The following is an 18,996-nucleotide window of genomic DNA, read 5'->3' on the forward strand; positions in this document are numbered from 1 at the left end:
CTGACGCACACAGCGCAACTCGGCGCGATGCTCGCGGTCAACCCGCGGATCAGCTCGGCACACCGACCTAGGCTTCGGCGTTCGTTCACAAAAACCCCGTTCAGAGCCCTGCGGTCCACCTGGACTCCGACGAGCCGGGCCGGCTGCCGACAACCGCATCGCAAGTAACTTTCGCGGACCGCAAAGCGGCCGCAGCGTGAGTCGGCAGCCCCGCGGCGATTCGGCCGGCGTCCTGCGCCGGCCTCCTGAGAAGACGTTTCCCCCTTCTGGGCGCACCGCCCAGCAACGGCAGCAGAGGAGCCCCAACATGAACCACTCGTCCCGTCCGAGCAGACGCTCTCGACTCCGTGCGGTCGGGCTGACCTGTTCGGTCTTCGCCCTCGTCCTGACCGCGGGCTGCGCCGGTGACTCCTCCGGAAGCGACGGCGGCAGGACCGTCATCCGGTTCAACTGGTGGGGATCGGACTCCCGGCACGTGATGACCAAGCAGATGATCGCGCTGTTCGAGAAGGAGCACCCGAACATCCTGGTCCAGGTCGAGTACTCCAACTTCGACGACTACTTCAAGAAGCTGTCGACCAGTGCGGCCGCCGGTGACATGCCCGACGTCATGCAGATGACCGACCCGTTCATGTACTCCTACATCGACAACGGGCAGCTGATGGACCTGAAGAAGGTCAAGGACGAGCTGCACACCGACAAGCTGCCCCCCAACTCGATGTCGATGACGACCATCAAGGGGGGCCTCTACGGTGTCCCGGCCGGCGAGAGCGCGTTCGGCATCGCCGCGGACCCGGCGGCGTTCAAGAAGGCCGGTGTGCCGATGCCGGACGACACCACGTGGTCGTGGGACGACTACGTGAAGATCTCCAAGGCCATCTCCAGGACGAAGGGCCTGGTCGGCACGGTGATGCCGCTCTACCCCAACGACCTGGGACCGTGGCTGCGGCAGCACGGCGAGGACTACTGGACCAAGGACGGCAGCAAGATCGGTTTCACCGAGGAAACCATGACCGGCTACTGGGAATGGGTCGTCAAGCTGCGTGACAGCGGCGGCACGACCAGCGCGGACGCGGCGGTCGAGGCGCTCGCGTCAGGGGCCGGTGTCGAGCAGAATCTGGTCGCTCAGCACAAGGCGGCCATGACAGACGTCTCCGTGACTCAGCTCGGTGCGCTCGAAGGCGCCAGCGGACGCGAGACCAAGCTGCTCCTCTTCCCCGGGGAGAACGGGGCTTCTCAGGTCGGCGCCTACGCCAAGCCCGGCATCTTCTTCGCCGCCTCCGCCAAGACCGACCACCCGAAGGAGGCCGCGGAGCTGCTCGACTTCCTGGTCAACTCTCCCGAGGCGGCCAAGATCCAGAAGTTCGACCGCGGCGTACCCGACAACCCCGACGTGCTCAAGGCGATCACACCCGAGCTGTCCCCCACGGAGAAGCGCATCGCGGACTACATAGGCCGGGTCAACGCCCTGAAGCCGACCCCGCTGCACATCCCCAACGCCAAGGCCGGACCCGCTGTCCCCGAGACGTTCCAGCGTCTCAACGAGGACGTGCTGTTCAACCGTCTGTCGCCCAAGGAAGCTGCCAGGAAGTTCATCTCCGAGATCAAGTCCCAGCTCTGAGCAGCCCCCTCGTAGGAACGCTTCCGGAAGGAATCCCCGCCGTGTCCGATCCGCGCAGGAACGCTCCGCGCATGAACGATCAGCGCATGAACACCTTTCGCCGTCGACTGCCGGGAGTCGTCTACGGCGGGGACTACAACCCGGAGCAGTGGCCGAGAGAGGTGTGGCAGGAGGACGTCCGGCTCATGCGAGAGGCAGGAGTGCGGCTCGTGAGCCTGGGTGTCTTCTCCTGGGCCATGCTGGAGCCGGCCGACGGCCGGTTCGACTTCTCCTGGCTCGACGAGATCCTGGACCTGCTGTGGGCGAACGGAATCCATGTCAACCTGGCGACGCCGAACGCCGCGCCGCCGCCGTGGCTCGCCACGGACTTCCCCGAGATCCTGTCGGTCGACCGGCAGGGCGTGCGGCACGGCATCGGGAGCCGGGGGCACTTCTGTCCCTCCTCTCCGGTCTACCGGGACCGCAGTCGGCGCATCGCCACCAGGCTGGCCGAGCGGTACGGCGAGCACCCTGGTCTGGCGATGTGGCACATCGGCAACGAGTACCACTCGGACTGCTTCTGCGACCTGTGCGACGACCGCTTCCGCGCGTGGCTGCGGCAGCGGTACGACACACTGGACGAGCTCAACCACCGCTGGGGCACGGCGTTCTGGAGCCAGCGCTACAGCGACTGGTCCCAGGTACATCTGCCACAGCCCGTGCGCGGCTCGGTCAACCCCTCCCGTGAGCTGGACTTCTCCCGCTTCACCTCCGATCTCCTGCTGGAACTCGTCACACAGGAGCGCGACCTGCTGCACGCGATCACCCCCGACGTGCCGGCGACCACCAACTTCTTCGGCTGCCGGCTGACCGACAGCCACCGCTGGGCGAAGGAACTCGACGTCATCGCCTTCGACTGCTACCCCGACCCGGGAAAGCCCCTGTCGATGACCGTCGCCGCCTTCCAGTACGACCTCATGCGCTCACTCGGTGGCGGCCGGCCCTGGATGCTGATGGAACAGGCCGCCGGCGCGGTGAGCCAGTGGAAGACCAACCAGGTCAAACAGCCCGGCCGGATGCGCCTGGGCTCCTACCAGGCCGTCGCGCACGGCTCCGACGCCGTTATGTTCTTCCAGTGGCGGGCCTCCCGCCAAGGACAGGAGAAGTTCCACTCGGCGATGCTCCCGCACGGCGGTGAGAAGACCCGCACGTGGCAGGAGGTCAAAGCGCTCGGCAACGAACTTCGCACCCTCGACGAGGTCACCACCGCACGCACCGCCGCGCAGGTCGCGATCGTGTGGGACTGGCAGAACTGGTGGGCCGTCGAAGGCTGCGCCCACCCCGACAACACCTTCGACTACCGGGACACCGTGGCCCGCCACCACCGGGCCCTGTGGCACAGCCAGGTCGCCGTCGACGTCGTCACCCTCGACGACGACCTGTCGCCCTACCGCGTCCTGGTCATTCCCAACCAGTACCTGATGGATCGTCACCACAGCGCTGCGGTGCGGACGTTCGTGGAGCAGGGCGGCCATCTCGTCGTCTCGTACTTCTCCGGGATCGTCGACGAGGACGACCGGATCGTCGAAGGCGGATACCCCGGCGCCCTGCGCGAGATCATCGGAGCGCACGTCCAGGAGTTCTCCCCGCTGCCCGCCGAGGCCACGGTTGCCGTGCAGGCGGCAGCCGAGAACACCGCGCTCAACGGATTCCTCGCGACCGCTTCCGGGTGGCAGGACGACCTCGAAACGGAGACCGCCCGGCCGCTCGCCGTCTACCGCAAGGGCCATCTCACCGGCCGAGCCGCGGTGACCGAGCACGAACTCGGCCGGGGCCGTGCCGTGTACGTCGGCACACGTCTGGACGACGACGCCCTTGAGGCCCTGGTGCAGCACGTCCTGGACCGTGCCGGGGTGCACCCCGTGCACGCCGCACCGAGGGGCGTCGAAGTCACCGAGCGACGGACCGGCGCGAGCACCTACCTGTTCCTGCTGAACCACCGGCAGGACAAGGCGACCGTGACGCTCGACCGCGCCGGCACCGACCTGATCACCGGACGCCGTCTGGACGCCGGGCAGAGCCTCGTCCTCGACGCGGCGGACGTCGTTGTCGTGCGCAGTCCGTCGGCCACGTCGCAGCACGACGAGCCGTCGTCGAGCGACTCCTGAAGCCCGCACCCCAGCCAAGAACCCGAGGACGATGACTGTGCTCCGCAGACCCCTCAGCCAGGCGGCCAGAAAAGAAGAACGGACCGCATGGGTCTTCCTTCTGCCGTGGTTCGTCGGCATGGCCGGCGTCACGCTCGGCCCGATGATCGCTTCGCTGTACTTCTCGATGACGGACTACAACCTGCTGAGCTCCCCCCAGTGGGTGGGCTTCGAGAACTACAGCAAGATGCTGGACGACCCCCGGTTGCGCCAGTCCCTGACCGTGACGCTCGTCTACGTCGCCCTCAGCGTGCCGTTGCTGCTGGCGGTCGCCCTCGCCCTGGCGATGGTCCTCAACCGGGGCATCAAGGGGCTGGCGTTCTACCGGTCGGTCTATTACCTGCCCTCGCTCCTGGGCGCCTCGGTCGCGGTGGGCATCCTGTGGCGTCAGGTCTTCGGCACCGACGGCCTGGTGAACAAGTTCCTCGCACTGTTCGGCGTCCACGGCCCCGGCTGGATCTCCAACCCGGACACCGCGCTGTACAGCCTCGTCGTCCTGCACGTGTGGACCTTCGGCTCCTCCATGGTGATCTTCCTGGCCGGCCTGCGGCAGATCCCCGAGCAGTACTACGAGGCCGCCGCCCTCGACGGCGCCGGCCGCTGGAACCAGTTCCGGCACGTCACCGTGCCACTGCTGACCCCGATCATCTTCTTCAACCTCGTTCTGCAGGTCATCAGCTCCTTCCAGTCCTTCACCCAGGCGTTCGTCGTCAGCGGCGGGACGGGAGGCCCCTCGGACTCGACCCTCTTCTACTCGCTGTACCTGTACGACGAGGGCTTCGGCCGACTCCACATGGGCTACGCCTCGGCCATGGCATGGCTGCTCGTGGTGATCGTCGGTGCCCTGACCGCGATCAACTTCTACTTCAGCAAGAGATGGGTGTTCTACGGTGACGGTAAGTGAGATGACACCTCTCAAGGCCGAGGTCATGCCTTCGCCTGCTCACGCTCCTCTCCCCGCCGCGCAACGCCGCAGGCGGACGGCCCGCGCACGGGCGTTCCTCAAGCACGTCGTGCTGATCGCCTTCGGGCTCGTGATGATCTACCCGCTGCTGTGGATGATCGCCAGCTCGATCAAACCCGACGCCCTGATCTTCCGTGAGCCTTCCCTGCTGCCCACGCAGACCGACTTCGGGCACTACTCCGACGGCTGGAACGCGCTGTCGCACCCGTTCGGTCTGTACCTGGTGAACTCGGCGATCGTCGTCCTGGGGGCACTGCTGGGCAACCTGGTCAGCTGCTCCATGGCGGCCTACGCCTTCGCACGGCTGAAGTTCCGCGGGCGGGCCTTCTTCTTCGGCATGATGCTGCTGACCCTGATGGTGCCGATCTACGTCCTGATCATTCCGCAGTACGTGATGTTCTCGAAGATCGAGTGGGTCAACACCTTCCTCCCGCTGATCGTCCCCAAGTTCCTGGCCACGGACGCCTTCTTCATCTTCCTGATGGTCCAGTTCTTCCGGAGTCTGCCCACCGAGCTGGACGAGGCGGCCAAGATCGACGGAGCAGGGTACTGGCGCATCTACTTCCGCATCCTCCTGCCGATCTCGTTGCCGGCCCTGGCCACCACCGCGATCTTCACCTTCATCTGGACGTGGAACGACTTCCTGAGCCAGTTGATCTACCTGACCAAACCGGAACTGCAGACGGCGCCCGTCGCCCTGCGCAACTACGTCGACGCCACCAGCGGAGCCTCCTGGGGATCACTGTTCGCGATGTCCGTCATCACGCTCATCCCGGTCTTCGTCGTCTTCCTCGTCGGCCAGCGTTACCTCGTCAAGGGAATCGCGACCACGGGAATGAAGTAGCCGCATCCGCGAGCCCCGGGGGCGACTGACCGCCTTCTGACTACCTCCACAGGATCAGCGGGCCGGCTGTTCGTCGTCGACGGCAGGACCGGAGGCGTCCGCGCTCACCGGCCGGCCGGCCCGAGCTGGGCGTACGCCGCATCGACCGTCTGCGCCAGCAGTACCGCGATGGTCATGGGGCCGACCCCACCGGGGACTGGCGTGATCAAGCGGGCACGAGTGCAGGCGGTGTCGAAGTCGACATCGCCGACATTGCCCGGGTTGTATCCGGCGTCGATCACGACGGCCCCTGGTTTGACGTCTTCACCGCGAACAAGCCGAGGCCGTCCCACGGCCGCCACGACAACATCCGCTTCCCGCACCCTCGCGGCCAGATCGGTCGTACGGGAGTGGCAGTAGGTGACTGTGGCGTCCCGGGCGAGCAAGAGCATTCCGACAGGCTTGCCGAGGATCGCGCTTCGACCCACGACAACGGCATGCTGACCTGCGAGATCGACGTCGTACTCGTCCAAGAGCCGCATGATCCCGCCCGGGGTGCACGATGCGAAACCAGGCAGTCCGAAGCTCATGGCCCCGAAGGAGCTCATCGTGACCCCGTCGACGTCCTTCTCCGGCGCGATGGCCTCGAATGCCGCACGCTCATCGATGTGAGGACCACAGGGGTGCTGGAGCAAGATGCCGTGCACCCCGGCGTCCTGAGAGAGGGACTGAAGGGTCTCCACCAGCTCAGCGGTCGTGGTGGTGGCCGGCAGGCTGACAAGCCGGGACTCAATGCCCGCCTTCGCGCAACGGGCCCGCTTCATCCGGACGTACGTCACCGAAGCTGGATCTTCACCCACCAGCACCGTTGCCAGGCAAGGCGTCACGCCGACACGTCGCGCAAGCTCTGCCGCCTTGCCTGACGCGTCCTCAACGATGCGTCGGGCAAGGCCAACGCCGTCCATCAGCCGGGCTGTCTGTGTCTGGGACATGGTCGCCTCCAGGCGTCGCTGACCACTCGCCCAGGCGCACGGCATCGACCGATTCGTCAGACCGCTCCCCGGTGGTGCTCCACCTCAGCGCCAGTCACGGCCCACGCACCACTCTAATGGACGCCCTTCCACTGAGCCCCGGCCCGGAGCACTGCCCGACGCTCCTCCGACCGCATCATCAACACCTGACAGCAGGTCACGACCAGGCCGAGACGAAGCCCGTGAGAAGGGTGGTGTCGGTCGGCAGCACGCATCTACTCTGCGTGCGGCAGTGGCCGACAACGACAGCCTGCCCCGGCCCGCGGTGGAGATGGGGCTATCGGGAGGAGATGTTCTCGCGCTCGTTCTCCCCCCTACCTCCCCGTCGGCCCATTCCGCTCTCACGTAGGCCCGTCGACGTACACAATCACCGAGGTCAGGTATGCAATTCACGACTCGCCCCACGCTGAGCGGCACCTTCGGCATGGTGTCCTCCACCCACTGGCTCGCCTCGCAGTCGGCGATGGCCGTCCTGGAGAGCGGTGGCAACGCCTACGACGCGGCCGTGGCGGGCGCGTTCGTGCTGCACGTCGTCGAGCCGCACCTCAACGGCCCGGCCGGTGAGGTGCCGATCCTGCTCGCCCCGGCCGGCGGCGAGGTGCGGGTGCTGTGCGGGCAGGGCGTCGCACCGGCCGGCGCGACCGTGGCGCACTACCGGGGCCTCGGCCTGGACCTCGTCCCCGGCACCGGGCCGCTCGCCGCCGCCGTGCCGGGCGCCTTCGACGCCTGGATGCTGCTGCTGCGCGACCACGGCACCCGCTCCCTCGACGAGGTCCTGAAGTACGCCATCGGCTACGCCGAGCACGGGCACGCACCCGTGGAGCGCGTCGGCGAGACCGTCGAGACGGTGCGCGAGCTGTTCGAGACGGAGTGGACCTCGTCGGCGGACGTCTACCTGCCCGGCGGCAAGGCGCCGCGCCCCGGCGAGCTCTTCGCCAACCCCGCACTGGCCGCCACCTGGAAGCGCCTGCTCGCCGAGACCGCCGGCGCGGGCGACCGGGAGGCGCGGATCGAGGCCGCGCGGGAGGTGTGGCGCACCGGGTTCATCGCCGAGGCCCTGGTGCGGCAGGCCCGGCGGCCCACCAAGGACACCAGCGGCGAACGGCACACCGGCACCCTCACGGCCGCCGACCTCGCCGGCTGGTCCGCGACCTACGAGGCACCGGCGACGTACGACTGGAACGGCTGGACCGTGTGCAAGCCCGGCCCCTGGAGCCAGGGCCCGGTCCTCCTCCAGCAACTCGCCCTGCTCCCGCCCGAACTGCCCCCCTACGGCTCGGCCGACTACGTCCACCTCCTCGTCGAGAACTGCAAGCTCGCCATGGCCGACCGGGAGGCCTGGTACGGCGACGCCGCCGAAGTGCCCCTCGACGACCTGCTCTCCGACGCCTACAACACGGCCCGCCGCGCCCTCGTCGGCGAGCGGGCCGAGAACGAGCTGCGCCCCGGCAGCCCCGGCGGACGCGACCCCCGGCTCGCCGCGCACGCGCGCGTGGCGGCCGAGGCCCAGGCCGGCTACGACGCCCTGGGCGTCGGCGAACCGACCGTCGCCAAGAGCCCGGCGTCCCCCGTGCCGGGCGAACCGGAGATCTCGGCCGACGGGACCACCCGCGGCGACACCTGCCACCTCGACGTCGTCGACCGCTGGGGCAACATGGTCTCGGCCACGCCCAGCGGCGGCTGGCTCCAGTCCAACCCGGTCGTGCCCGAACTCGGCTTCCCGCTCGGCACCCGGCTCCAGATGACCTGGCTGGAGGAGGGCCTGCCGAACTCCCTCACCCCCGGCCGCCGCCCCCGCACCACCCTGACGCCCTCGATCGCCCTGCGCGACGGCGTGCCCGTCATGGCCTTCGGCACGCCCGGCGGGGACCAGCAGGACCAGTGGCAGCTGCACTTCCTCCTCGCGGTCGCGCTGCGCGCCCGGGTACGCGGCGGCCCCGACCTCCAGGGCGCGATCGACGCCCCGAACTGGCACAACGACAGCTTCCCCGGCTCGTTCTACCCGCGCGGCATGCGCCCGGGCAGCGTGACCGTGGAGTCGCGCACCGACCCGGCCGTCGTCGCTCAGCTGCGGCGTCGCGGCCACGACGTGACCGTGGGCGGGCCCTGGTCGGAAGGCCGGCTGTGCGCCGTCGCCCGGGACCCGGAGACGGGCGTGCTGTCGGCGGCGGCGAACCCGCGCGGGATGCAGGGGTACGCGGTGGGCCGCTGACCTGGCCGACCGCTGTTCACCGGGAGGCCACCCGGAGTGCACCCGGCGGGCGGGCGTTGTCAGTGGCACGTGGTGTCATGGAGGAGTGAACGACAGCAACGAAACCATCGAAGAGTTTCTCGCACGGCACGCCTCCGACGTCGAAGAGGCCGTCCGCAAGGCCGCCGCCACCGAGATCATGCCGCGCTGGCGCCAGCTGGCCGCCCACGAGATCGACCAGAAGAGCGGCCCGCACGACTTGGTGACCGACGCCGACCGCAAGGCCGAGCTGTATCTGACCGAGGCCCTGGCCGCCCTGCTGCCCGGATCGGTCGTGGTCGGCGAGGAGGCCGTCCACGCCAACCCCGCCTCCTACGGCGCGATACGCGGCGACGCCCCGGTCTGGATCGTCGACCCGGTCGACGGGACACGCCAGTTCGTGCGCGGCGAGGCCGGGTTCTGCACCCTGGTCGCGCTGGCCCACCGCGGCACCCTGCTCGCGTCCTGGACGTACGCGCCCGCCGACGACCGGCTCGCCACCGCCCGGCGGGGCAAGGGCGCCCGTCTCGACGGGGAGCGGCTGTTCGCGGGAGTGCCGGAGCCCGGCCGGGACCTGCGCGTGGCCACCTCCCACCCGGACTACACGACGGACGAGGAGAAGCAGGCCCTGCTCGGCCTGCGCGCCGACGGAGTGGCACCGCGCCCGTGCGGCTCGGCCGGTCTGGAGTACCTGGCCATCGCCCGGGGCGAGTTGGACGCCGTCGCGTTCAGCTGGGAGGCCGCCTGGGACCACGCGGCCGGTCTGCTGCTGGTCGAGGAGGCCGGGGGCGTCCATCTGACCCGGGCGGGGGAGCCGTTCCGGGTGGGGGGCGGCAACACCCTGCCCTTCACCGCGGCCCGCGACGCGGCCACGGCCCGCCGGGTGGTGGGCCTGCTGTCCGGTGAGGCGTAGGAGCGAGGTCGTTGCGTGGCGCACACAGGTGATCACTCAACGTGCAGATTTCGGGTGGTCATAGGTCGCCGCAAAGCGGTCTTCCCTACGGAAATCACCAGCGGCCGGTGACTGTCAGTCTCCGGGCATATCCTGATCCCCAGTGGCCGTCGGCTGACGAAGGGGTCCGAAGGTGCCGTCGATGCTCGATGCCGTCGTAGTGGGTGCGGGGCCGAACGGACTGACCGCGGCCGTGGAGCTGGCCCGCCGCGGTTTCTCCGTCGCCGTCTTCGAGGCCAAGAGCACCGTGGGCGGCGGTGCCCGCACCGAGGAGCTCACCCTCCCCGGCTTCCGGCACGACCCGTGCTCCGCGGCCCACCCGCTCGCCATCAACTCACCGGCGTTCCGCGCCCTGCCGCTAGAGCGGTACGGCCTGGAGTGGCTGCACGCCGAGCTGCCCATGGCGCACCCCTTCCCGGACGGCACGGCGGCCGTCCTGGCCCGGACGGTCGGCGAGACGGCCGCATCCTTCGGCCCGCGCGACGCCGGCGCCTACCGCAGGCTCATCGCGCCCTTCCTGCCCAAGTGGGACACCCTCGCCTGGGACTTCATGTCCCTGCCGATGACCGCGCTGCCCCGCGACCCGGTGACCCTCGCCCGCTTCGGCCTGGCCGGGCTGCCCCCGTCGACGCTGCTGATGCGCCGCTTCCGCGACGAACCGGCCAAGGCCCTGTTCTCCGGGCTCGTGGCCCATGTCATGGCACCGCTCGGCGGCCTCGCCACCGGTGCCGTCGGCCTGGTCTTCGCCCTCGCGGCGCACGCGCGCGGCTGGCCCGTCGCCCGCGGCGGCTCCCAGTCCCTCTCCGACGCGCTCGCCGGCTACCTGAAAGACCTCGGCGGCAGCGTCCACACCGACTACGAGGTCAAGCGCCTCGACGATCTGCCACCGGCCCGGGCGTACGTCTTCGACACCTCGCCCACCGCCCTGGCCCGCATCGCCGGGTTCGGCAACCACTACGGCGGCTACCGTTACGGGCCGGGCGTCTTCAAGGTCGACTACGCGCTCGACGGCCCGGTGCCCTGGACCGCGAAGGAGGCCCGCGCCGCCGGTACGGTGCAGGTCGGCGCGAGCAGCGCGGAGATCGGCGCCGCCCTGCGCGCGGCCTCCCGGGAGGGCCGGGCGCCCGACAAGCCGTTCCTGATCACGGTCCAGCCGAGTGTCGTGGACCCCACCCGGGCCCCGGACGGCAAGCACGTCTTCTGGGCCTACGGGCATGTCCCGCACGGCTGGACCGGCGACCTCACCGACACCATCGAGCGCCAACTGGAGCGCTTCGCCCCGGGGTTCCGCGACCGCGTCCTGGCCCGGGCCACCGCCGGACCGCCCGAACTCGCCGCGCGCAACGCCAACTACGTCGGCGGGGACATCGCCTCCGGTGCCGCCTCCGGGCTCCAGCTGCTGCTGCGGCCCAGAACCACCCTGTTCCCCTACCGCACCCCGCACCCGGCCGTCTTCATCTGCTCCTCGGCGACCCCGCCGGGCCCCGGAGTGCACGGCATGTCGGGGCACAACGCGGCGAAGGCCGTCTGGAAGCGACTGAGACAGACATGACCACCATCGAACTGGTCCGGGGCGACATCACCGGCGAGAGCGTCGACGTGATCGTCAACGCGGCCAACTCCTCACTGCTGGGCGGAGGAGGGGTCGACGGGGCGATCCACCGCCGCGGCGGGCCCGCGATCCTCGAGGACTGCCGACGGCTGCGCGCCGCGCACCTGGGCAAGGGCCTGCCGACCGGACAGGCGGTCGCCACCACCGCCGGGGAACTGGACGCCCGCTGGGTCGTCCACACCGTCGGCCCGGTCCACAGCGCGACCGAGGACCGCTCCGGCCTCCTCGCGTCCTGCTACCGCGAGTCGCTGCGCGTCGCCGACGAACTCGGCGCCCGTACGGTCGCGTTCCCCGCGATCTCCACCGGTGTCTACGGCTGGCCGATGGACGACGGCGCCCGCATCGCCGTCGAGACGGTACGGGCCGCGGACACCGGGGTCGAGGAGGTCAGATTCGTCCTCTTCGACGAACGGGCCTACGAGGCGTTCGCCGCGCAGTTGCCCTAGGCAGGGCAGCCGGCAGGGCACGGCAGAGGCACGGCAAGGGCACGGCAGCACGGTGGGGCTCAGACGGGCTCCGGCTCGAAGTGGCGCAGCAGGTCCCGGCCGGGCTGGACGACTCCGTAGGTGCTCTCCGGGACGGCGTTCCACACCCCGGGGAGATCACCGAGCGGCTCCGACACGACCAGCCGCGTCTCGTCGGAGACATGGTTCAGGAACCCCAGGTCGGGGTGGAGCGCCCGCACGTCCTCCACCCGGCTGCTGTAGTACAGCGACCGTGACTTCCCCACGCTGGAGTAGCGGAAGAACCACACCCGCTCCCCGTCGGTCACCGCCACCGTCATCTGCAGTGGCTGCGGCACCTCGTGCTCCCTGCCCAGGCGCTCGATGAGCCCCGTCATCCGGGCCACCGCGCCCGGCGGATCGCCGTCCAGCCCGAAGGTGAGCGCCACGTGGAACATCACCTCCGAGTCCGTCGTGCCCTCCATCGACGGGAACAGCTCCGGGTCCACGGCCATCATGAGGTCCCGGCGCAGCTCGCGGAACCCGTCGATCGCCCCGTTGTGCATCCACATCCACCGCCCGTGCCGGAACGGATGGCAGTTCGTCTGCTGCACGGCCGAGCCGGTCGAGGCGCGCACATGCGCGAAGAACAGCGGCGAGCGGACATGGTCGGCGATCTCCCGCAGATTGCGGTTGCTCCAGGCCGGGCCGGTGTCGCGGATGACGGCCGGGGTGCGCAGGTGCCACGCGTACCAGCCGACGCCGAAGCCGTCGCCGTTGGTGGTCTCGACCCCCATCCGTGCGTGCAGGCTCTGGTCGATCAGCGAGTGCTCCGGGTGGTAGAGGACGTCGTCGAGGATCACGGGAGTGCCCGAGTAGGCGAGCCAGCGGCACATGGCCGACACCCCTGTTCCGAGCCGCCCCGGCCGGGCCGCGCGGCTCCGTCGATGATGTGCGAGAACTCCAGAGAACCCCCCGCCCCACCGCGCGCGCATCGCCCACCGCGGGTGGTTACGGCCGATCCCACCTGCCCGACACCGGCGTCACGCGCGGCGGACCGGGGCGCACCCCCCCCGCGAACGCCGCGACCGGCAGACACCGCCCCGCTCCGCCGTGCCCGTCACTTCCGCGGCGGATGCCGACCGGCTTCGCCGTTCGTGGTGCTCGGGTGGCGGGCTTGGGCCTGCCTTGCCGTTTCGGGCGCCCCGGCGGTGGGCGCCGACCGGCCTTGCGGTCTCGGGCGACTCCGTCGGCAGACGCTGACCGCATTGCCGGTCCCGGTGCTCCTGCCATGGATGCCGACCGGCTTTGCCGTGCCTGGCGCCCCGGCGGAGGATACCGACCGGCCTTGCCGGTTCGGGTGCCCGAGCGGTGGGGGTCGGTCGGTCTTGCGGTCTCGGGCGCCGGGCCCGGCGGACACCGCCCCGCTTCGCCGGTCGCGGCGCTTCTGCGGTGGATGCCGAGCTGCTTCGTCGTTGCGCTCCGGTGGCGGCCGGTTGGCCTGCCTCGCCGGTCCCGGTGGGCCGTGGCGGATGCCGACCGGTCTTCGCCGTTTGTGGGCGCCTCGGCGGCGGTTGCCGTCCGGGCGGCGCCCCGGTGGCGGGCGTCGGCCGGCCTTGCCGTTCCTGCCGCTCCGGTGGCGGACGTCGGACCGTCTCGCCGGGTCCGGTGGCCCGGGGGTCACCCCGTTGTCGCGTGGATGCGGCCCGAGCGGGCCGCATCGCCCAGTGTCTCGAAATCTCGGTCGTTCTGGTCGGCGTACGCCTGGGCGAACACCGTGAGCGCTCGGTCGAAGCGGTCGCCGCCGCCCAGGTAGGCGGCGATGGCGACGGGATCGCCGGAGCGGGCGTGGGCCCGTGCCAGGCTCGCCCCGCACAGCCGCCCGAACAGCCGGAGCAGGCCGGGGTCCATGGTCTCCGGCCGGGCGATGCCCTTCCAGTCCCGCAGCTGCCGTACGTAGAAGTCCCGCTCCTGGCCGTCGAGGCCCACCGCGTGCGTCCAGCCGAGCAGGATGTCGCTGGTCGTCTGGATCAGCCGCTGCCCCGCCACCACGCGCCGGCCCTGGTTGTCCCAGCCGTCGCCGCCGGTATGGGCGGCGAGGACCGACGCCTGCGCCTCCTTGGCCTGCAGCAGCAGCGGATCGTCGTCGTCCCGGCCGAGCAGCAGCACGATCCAGCAGCGGGTACCGACACTGCCGACCCCCACCACCTTGCGGGCGACGTCCACCAGGCGGTAGCGGCGCAGCAGATGCCGCCGCTCGGACGACAGGCTGCGTGCGTAACCCTCCAGGACGGCGCGCAGCTCCTTCTCCCGGAAGTGCGCCGAGTCGTCCTCCAGCAGGTCCCGCAGCGGGGTGATCAGCGGCGGGTCCGGTGTGATCCGCCGCCCCACGGCCGTGTCCCGGGTGAGCTTCTCGTAGGCCTGCATATGGGTCCGGGTCCGGGCTTTGGCCGTGGCCTTCGCGGTGCGGCGCCGGGCCTCCTTGGACAGTGACGCGGCCATCAGCTCCCGCAGCTGGTCGGTGTCGTCCTGGGCGTACCAGATGTCCAGGGTGCGCATCCCGGCGAAGTCCCGCATCCGCCGCCGGTAGGCCCTGACGCACGCCTCCACCGCGCTGCTCTGCTCGGTCGCCGAGAAGCCGTTGGCGCGGCCCGCGATGGCGAAGCTGGCCGCGAGCCGTTTGACGTCCCACTCGAACGGCCCGGCCAGTGTCTCGTCGAAGTCGTTGATGTCGAAGACCAGATGCCGCTCAGGCGAGGCCAGCAGCCGGAAGTTCAGCAGATGGGCGTCCCCGCACAGCTGCACCCGCAGCCCGGTGTCGGTGGTGGCCCCGAGGTCCGCCGCCATGATCGCCGCGGCGCCGCGGTAGAAGCGGAACGGGGACTCCAGCATGCGGCCGTAGCGGATCGGCACCAACTCCGGTACACGGGTGGCCGACTGGCGCTCCACCACCTCGACGGGGTCGAACCGGTCGGACCCGGCCTCGAACCCGGCGTGGGAGGAGCGCGGCACCCGCCGCCGGGCGTCGCGGCCCACGGCGGCCCGCTCGGCCGGTGACATGAAGGTGGTGAAGGGAGTCGGTACGGTCATGGCTCAGCGCTCCGGCCGCGAGGGGAAGTCGTCCGAGGACTCCCGGCCCTGCCGGCGCAGCCCCGCCTGCACCGCGCCGGCCAGGATCCGTGCCGCCACGCCCACCAGCAGCAGCCCGCCGACCATCTGAATCATCGTCAGCACCCGCCCGGTCTGGGAGCGGGCCGTGATGTCGCCGTAGCCGACGGTGGTGAACGTGGTGAGCGTGTAGTACAGGGAGTCCGTCCTGGTCAGCGGCTCGCTGAACGAGCCCGGGGTCGTGTGCTCCAGCAGGACGTAGGCGCCCGCGAAGAGCAGCAGGAACAGCGCCAGCGTCGTGGCCAGGGCCTCCACGGCCTTCAGCCGGGGGTAGGCCGAGGCCACGATGGCCCGCACCTCCCACCAGAACACCACGACCACCAGCAGCAGACCGCAGGCCAGCAGCACCGAGTCGCCGCTCGTGCCGCGCCCGTCCAGGGGCAGCACGTAGTAGACCGTGACGAGCCCGGCCGCGATGAGCGCGGCCCGTACCAGTGCCGTGGCCGCCGCGCGCCGGCGATGCTCCGGCCGCCGCCGGCCGGGAACCTCCGCTGGATCGTCCATCGCGTGTCTCTCGGTCTCGGTCCGGCCCCGCTGCCGGGGCGCCCCACAAGGCCTGCCCCACCACCTCAGCGTCCGGGCGCCCCGCACGGATCACCCGCCACGGGTGAGGCAGCCCGGCCACGGCCCCCGGCACGCTGGTGCCGACGGGGACGACTGCCGGTCGTGCACCCGGGACGGAGGACCGACATGAGCGCGCAGAACTACCTGGCGTACGACTTTCCGCTGCTGAGCGCCTTCTGGTCGATGCTGTGGTTCTTCCTCTGGATCATGTGGTTCGTCCTGCTCTTCCGGGTGATCCTCGACATCTTCCGCGACGACTCCCTGAGCGGCGGGGCCAAGGCCGGCTGGCTCGTCTTCTGCGTCGTCCTGCCCTTCCTGGGCGTGTTCGTCTACGTCCTCGCCCGCGGCCGGAACATGGGCCGCCGGGAGACGGACCGGGCCCGTGCCCAGCAGCAGGCCTTCGACAGCTACATCAGGGAGACCGCCCGGGGCGGCTCGGACCGGACCAGCAGCGTCGACGAGCTCGCCAGGCTGTCCGAGATCCGTTCCCGCGGCGACATCACGGACGAGGAGTTCCGCAGGGCGAAGGAGCTGGTGCTCAGCGGCTCCGGAGCCTCGGGCGCCTCGGCCCCCGGCACCCCCACCTCCGGTCGCTGACCGCGCCGGACGCAGCAGAATCGAGGCAGCAGGATGACCGCCACACACCCGACGCACGGGACCTCGCGGGCGAGGCACGGAGCCGCCGCCGCGGGCCTGATGATCTTCGCCGCCGTCATGCTGATGATCGCCGGCATATTGGCGATCATGCGCGGCATCTCGGCCATCGCCGAGGACCAGGTCTTCGTCACGACCCCGAACTACGTCTTCGCCTTCGACACCACCGGCTGGGGCTGGATCCACCTCGCGCTGGGCGTGGTCGCCGTGCTCATCAGCGTGGGGCTGTTCCAGGCCTCCACCTGGGCCCGCGTCCTCGGCGTGGGGATCGCCGGACTCGTCCTCATCGCCAACTTCCTCTCCCTGCCGGCCTACCCGGTCTGGTCGGTGGTGATGATCGCGATGTCCGCGTTCATCATCTGGGCCCTGTGCACCGTGAAGAGGAGCGACATGTAGGAGCCGGCCCCCGGTCCGGCCGTGCCCGCCCGGAAGGGACGGGTACGGCCGCACCACGCCCTCGACCCCCGCGGGTACGGCCAGGCCGGGCCCTTCGCCTCCGCGGGTACGGCCCCGCCGTGCCCTTCGCTCCCGCGGGTACGGCCGCACCACGCCCTCGGCCCCCGCGGGTACGGGCGCGCCGGGCCCTTCGCCCCGCGTTCAGGTGCGGGTGCGTACCAGCAGCAGGGCGACGTCGTCGTCCGGCTCCGGGCTCAGTGCGCTGAGCAGGCTGTCGCTGGCGCGTTGCAGACTGGGCCCCGCGTTCCCGAGCAGCCGGGTCAGGGTGTCCAGGCCGGTGTCGATCGGCTCCCCGCGGTTCTCGACCAGCCCGTCCGTGTACAGGGCGAGCAGCGAGCCCGGGGCGAGTTCCACCTCCACCGTGCCGAACTCCACGCCGCCGACCCCGAGCGGGACCCCGCCCGGCACCTCGACGAGCTCGGCACCGCCGTCCGCCCTGGCCAGCACCGGCGGCAGATGCCCGGCGCTGGACAGCTCGCAGGTCCCGCGCCGCAGGTCGCACACCGCGTACACACAGGTGGCGATCGCGTCGCCGAGGGAGCCGGCGATGTCGTCGAGGTGCCGCAGCAGCTCGGCGGGCGGCAGGTCCAGCCGGGCCAGCGCCCGGGTCGCCGTGCTCAGCTGCCCCATGATCGCCGCGGCCTGGACACCCTTGCCCATGACGTCCCCGACGACCAGCCCGGTGCGCCCCGGGCCCAGCGGCAGCACGTCGTACCAGTCGCCGCCGACCTCGCTGAGGGCCGGGCGGTAGCGGGCGGCGATGTCCAGCCCCTCCCGCTGGGCGGGCGTGCTCGGCAGCAGGCTGCGCTGGAGGGTCAGGGCGGTGCCGCGCTCACGGCCGTAGAGGCGGGCGTTGTCTATGCAGATCGCGGCGCGGGCGGCGAGCTCCGAGGCGAGCACCTGGTCCCGGTCGTCGAAGGGGCGTTCGTTGACCGTGCGGTACAGCGAGAGCGTGCCGAGCACCTTGCCCCGGGCCACCAGCGGCAGCGCCAGGTAGGAGTGGGCGCCGGCCTCGTGCAGGGCCAGGGCGGCGCGGGAGTCGCGGGCCAGCCGCCGCAGCATCTTGCCGTCCACGCGCTCGACCAGGACCGGGCGGGCGCTGCGCACACACTGGGTGATGATCCGCGACGAGCCGTACGTGGCCAGTTCGCCCACCGGGTCGGCGGCGTGGATGGCGTCGGTGGGATAGCCGGCCGCCACGGCCAGCGCCCGGAACTCGGCCGGGGAGCCGCCCGACACGGGGGCGATGGTGCCACGGGCCACGACCGACTCCAGGACGTCCACGGCGGCCAGGTCCGCCAGGTGCGGCACGACCACGTCGGCCAGCTCCCGGGCGGTCTGCTGGAGGTCCAGCGTGGTGCCGATCTTCATTCCCGCGTCGGCGATCACCGACAGGTGCTGGCGGGCCTGGGCGACCTCGGCCGCGGCCTGCTGGCGCTCGGTGACGTCCAGCACCGCCATCGCCAGGCCGAGGACCCGGCCCTCGGTGTCCTCGATGCGGTGGTAGGACTCCGAGTAGGCGCGGTCCCGGGCGTCCGCCGCCGTCCGTCCGACGGTCTGCTGGTCGAGCAGGGGCGCGCCGGTCTCCAGGACGTGCCGCATCCGGGCCTCGATGGCCGTCACATCGAGGTCGGGCAGCACCTCCCCGACCCGGCGCCCCAGCACGGCCTCCTCGGGCAGGCCGTTGATCCGCTCCAGGGCGGGATTGACCCCGACCCAGCGCAGCTCGTTGTCGAAGACGGCGATGCCGAGCGGGGTCTGGTTGACGAGGCTGTGCGAGAGGGCGAGGTCGCGCTCGACCTGCCGTACGGTCGTCGCGTCGGTGGCGAGTCCCAGCAGATGGGGCTGGCCGTCGGGGTCGAGGAGGCGCATCGTGCGGAACTCCACGGCGCGTTCCGTGCCGTCGCGGTGCCGCAGCGGGAAGACACCGGCCCAGCGGGCGCCGGTACTGACCTGGGCGAACAGCTCCCTGCCCCGGTGCCGGTTCTCGGGGGAGACCAGGAGGGTGTCGGCGCGCTGGCGCAGGGCTTCCTCGGCGCTCCAGCCGAGCAGCTGCTCGATCTCGGGGCTCCACAGCGCGATGTGCCCGCCGGCGTCCAGGACCACCGCCGCGACCTTCAGCAGATCCAGCAGCCCGCCGGGCGCGGCCGTGACGGCATCGCGATCCGAGGTCGCATACCCGTTCATGCGAGCCGCTCCTTCCGGCGCGGCAAAAGGTACCGCCATGATCTGTTGCGCGGGCTGTCCGATGAGGTCACATTACGGGCGGAGCGGCGGCACTGTCGCGCCGAA

The 18,996-nt window shown here is 71.0% G+C and carries 15 protein-coding genes and 1 riboswitch; of the genes, 10 read left to right on the forward strand and 5 right to left on the reverse strand.

Features of this window, described 5'->3' with window-relative positions:
* The first annotated feature begins 307 nt into the window (after positions 1–307).
* The 4 genes from ACFZDE_RS14290 to ACFZDE_RS14305 all read left to right on the forward strand — a co-directional run bounded on the left by ACFZDE_RS14290 (position 308) and on the right by ACFZDE_RS14305 (position 5,615).
* Entirely contained in the window at positions 308–1,621 is a 1,314-nt protein-coding gene (locus ACFZDE_RS14290) for an extracellular solute-binding protein (protein ID WP_391200050.1), read from the forward strand.
* A gap of 71 nt (positions 1,622–1,692) precedes the next feature.
* Entirely contained in the window at positions 1,693–3,768 is a 2,076-nt protein-coding gene (locus ACFZDE_RS14295) for a beta-galactosidase (protein WP_391200051.1), read from the forward strand.
* A gap of 31 nt (positions 3,769–3,799) precedes the next feature.
* Positions 3,800–4,711, forward strand: coding sequence for an ABC transporter permease subunit (locus ACFZDE_RS14300; RefSeq protein WP_390995240.1), 912 nt, complete (start codon positions 3,800–3,802; stop codon positions 4,709–4,711).
* Position 4,712: 1 nt separating this feature from the next.
* Entirely contained in the window at positions 4,713–5,615 is a 903-nt protein-coding gene (locus ACFZDE_RS14305; protein ID WP_391200052.1) for an ABC transporter permease subunit, read from the forward strand.
* Between the two features lie 104 nt (positions 5,616–5,719).
* Here the strand turns inward: ACFZDE_RS14305 and ACFZDE_RS14310 are convergent, their stop codons facing one another.
* Complete coding sequence (locus ACFZDE_RS14310; RefSeq protein ID WP_391200053.1) at positions 5,720–6,586, reverse strand: tetrahydrofolate dehydrogenase/cyclohydrolase catalytic domain-containing protein; 867 nt, start codon at positions 6,584–6,586, stop codon at positions 5,720–5,722.
* A gap of 21 nt (positions 6,587–6,607) precedes the next feature.
* Positions 6,608–6,694: riboswitch (ZMP/ZTP riboswitch) on the reverse strand.
* A 313-nt stretch (positions 6,695–7,007) separates the two neighbouring features.
* Between ACFZDE_RS14310 and ACFZDE_RS14315 the strand changes: the two genes are divergently transcribed.
* The 4 genes from ACFZDE_RS14315 to ACFZDE_RS14330 all read left to right on the forward strand — a co-directional run bounded on the left by ACFZDE_RS14315 (position 7,008) and on the right by ACFZDE_RS14330 (position 11,865).
* Positions 7,008–8,837 carry a gamma-glutamyltransferase gene (locus ACFZDE_RS14315; protein WP_391200054.1) on the forward strand — a complete coding sequence of 610 codons (1,830 nt, stop codon included), beginning with the start codon at positions 7,008–7,010 and terminating at the stop codon, positions 8,835–8,837.
* A gap of 85 nt (positions 8,838–8,922) precedes the next feature.
* Positions 8,923–9,768, forward strand: a complete 846-nt coding sequence (locus tag ACFZDE_RS14320; RefSeq protein WP_391200055.1) for an inositol monophosphatase family protein — start codon at positions 8,923–8,925, stop codon at positions 9,766–9,768.
* 172 nt (positions 9,769–9,940) lie between these two features.
* Positions 9,941–11,359: an FAD-dependent oxidoreductase gene (locus ACFZDE_RS14325; RefSeq protein WP_391200056.1), complete on the forward strand. Its 1,419-nt coding sequence runs from the start codon at positions 9,941–9,943 to the stop codon at positions 11,357–11,359.
* Positions 11,356–11,865: an O-acetyl-ADP-ribose deacetylase gene (locus ACFZDE_RS14330; protein WP_391200057.1), complete on the forward strand. Its 510-nt coding sequence runs from the start codon at positions 11,356–11,358 to the stop codon at positions 11,863–11,865. Before ACFZDE_RS14325 ends, ACFZDE_RS14330 begins: the two co-directional genes overlap by 4 nt.
* Before the next feature lie 59 nt (positions 11,866–11,924).
* On the opposite strand, the gene ACFZDE_RS14335 is transcribed toward ACFZDE_RS14330, so the two are convergent.
* From ACFZDE_RS14335 to ACFZDE_RS14345, 3 genes are all read right to left on the reverse strand, one after another.
* Positions 11,925–12,758: a class II glutamine amidotransferase gene (locus ACFZDE_RS14335; protein WP_391200058.1), complete on the reverse strand. Its 834-nt coding sequence runs from the start codon at positions 12,756–12,758 to the stop codon at positions 11,925–11,927.
* Positions 12,759–13,542: 784 nt separating this feature from the next.
* Positions 13,543–14,952: a DUF2252 family protein gene (locus tag ACFZDE_RS14340; RefSeq protein WP_391200059.1), complete on the reverse strand. Its 1,410-nt coding sequence runs from the start codon at positions 14,950–14,952 to the stop codon at positions 13,543–13,545.
* 3 nt (positions 14,953–14,955) lie between these two features.
* Positions 14,956–15,534: an ion channel gene (locus ACFZDE_RS14345; protein ID WP_390995265.1), complete on the reverse strand. Its 579-nt coding sequence runs from the start codon at positions 15,532–15,534 to the stop codon at positions 14,956–14,958.
* A gap of 186 nt (positions 15,535–15,720) precedes the next feature.
* Here ACFZDE_RS14345 and ACFZDE_RS14350 point away from each other — a divergent pair, with 186 nt between their 5' ends.
* Positions 15,721–16,191 (forward strand): PLDc N-terminal domain-containing protein, encoded by a 471-nt coding sequence (locus ACFZDE_RS14350; RefSeq protein WP_390995268.1) that lies wholly within the window; start codon positions 15,721–15,723, stop codon positions 16,189–16,191.
* 33 nt (positions 16,192–16,224) lie between these two features.
* Complete coding sequence (locus tag ACFZDE_RS14355) at positions 16,225–16,644, forward strand: hypothetical protein (RefSeq protein WP_391200060.1); 420 nt, start codon at positions 16,225–16,227, stop codon at positions 16,642–16,644.
* 201 nt (positions 16,645–16,845) lie between these two features.
* Here ACFZDE_RS14355 and ACFZDE_RS14360 read toward each other — a convergent pair whose 3' ends face one another.
* The gene (locus ACFZDE_RS14360) at positions 16,846–18,891 is read right to left on the reverse strand and encodes a SpoIIE family protein phosphatase (protein WP_390995273.1); all 2,046 of its coding nucleotides are present in this window, start codon (positions 18,889–18,891) and stop codon (positions 16,846–16,848) included.
* Positions 18,892–18,996 lie beyond the last annotated feature (105 nt).

The sequence above is a fragment of the Streptomyces sp. NPDC007929 genome, from assembly GCF_042959065.1.
Taxonomy (GTDB): Bacteria; Actinomycetota; Actinomycetes; order Streptomycetales; family Streptomycetaceae; genus Streptomyces.

Bases quoted from the DNA above. Each gene is read 5' to 3' on its own strand.
- ACFZDE_RS14290 (WP_391200050.1), top strand. From the start codon at position 308: ATGAACCACTCGTCCCGTCCGAGCAGACGCTCTCGACTCCGTGCGGTC.
- ACFZDE_RS14295 (WP_391200051.1), top strand. From the start codon at position 1,693: ATGAACGATCAGCGCATGAACACCTTTCGCCGTCGACTGCCGGGAGTC.
- ACFZDE_RS14300 (WP_390995240.1), top strand. From the start codon at position 3,800: ATGACTGTGCTCCGCAGACCCCTCAGCCAGGCGGCCAGAAAAGAAGAA.
- ACFZDE_RS14305 (WP_391200052.1), top strand. From the start codon at position 4,713: ATGACACCTCTCAAGGCCGAGGTCATGCCTTCGCCTGCTCACGCTCCT.
- ACFZDE_RS14310 (WP_391200053.1), bottom strand. From the start codon at position 6,586: ATGTCCCAGACACAGACAGCCCGGCTGATGGACGGCGTTGGCCTTGCC.
- ACFZDE_RS14315 (WP_391200054.1), top strand. From the start codon at position 7,008: ATGCAATTCACGACTCGCCCCACGCTGAGCGGCACCTTCGGCATGGTG.
- ACFZDE_RS14330 (WP_391200057.1), top strand. From the start codon at position 11,356: ATGACCACCATCGAACTGGTCCGGGGCGACATCACCGGCGAGAGCGTC.
- ACFZDE_RS14335 (WP_391200058.1), bottom strand. From the start codon at position 12,758: ATGTGCCGCTGGCTCGCCTACTCGGGCACTCCCGTGATCCTCGACGAC.
- ACFZDE_RS14340 (WP_391200059.1), bottom strand. From the start codon at position 14,952: ATGACCGTACCGACTCCCTTCACCACCTTCATGTCACCGGCCGAGCGG.
- ACFZDE_RS14345 (WP_390995265.1), bottom strand. From the start codon at position 15,534: ATGGACGATCCAGCGGAGGTTCCCGGCCGGCGGCGGCCGGAGCATCGC.
- ACFZDE_RS14350 (WP_390995268.1), top strand. From the start codon at position 15,721: ATGAGCGCGCAGAACTACCTGGCGTACGACTTTCCGCTGCTGAGCGCC.
- ACFZDE_RS14355 (WP_391200060.1), top strand. From the start codon at position 16,225: ATGACCGCCACACACCCGACGCACGGGACCTCGCGGGCGAGGCACGGA.
- ACFZDE_RS14360 (WP_390995273.1), bottom strand. From the start codon at position 18,891: ATGAACGGGTATGCGACCTCGGATCGCGATGCCGTCACGGCCGCGCCC.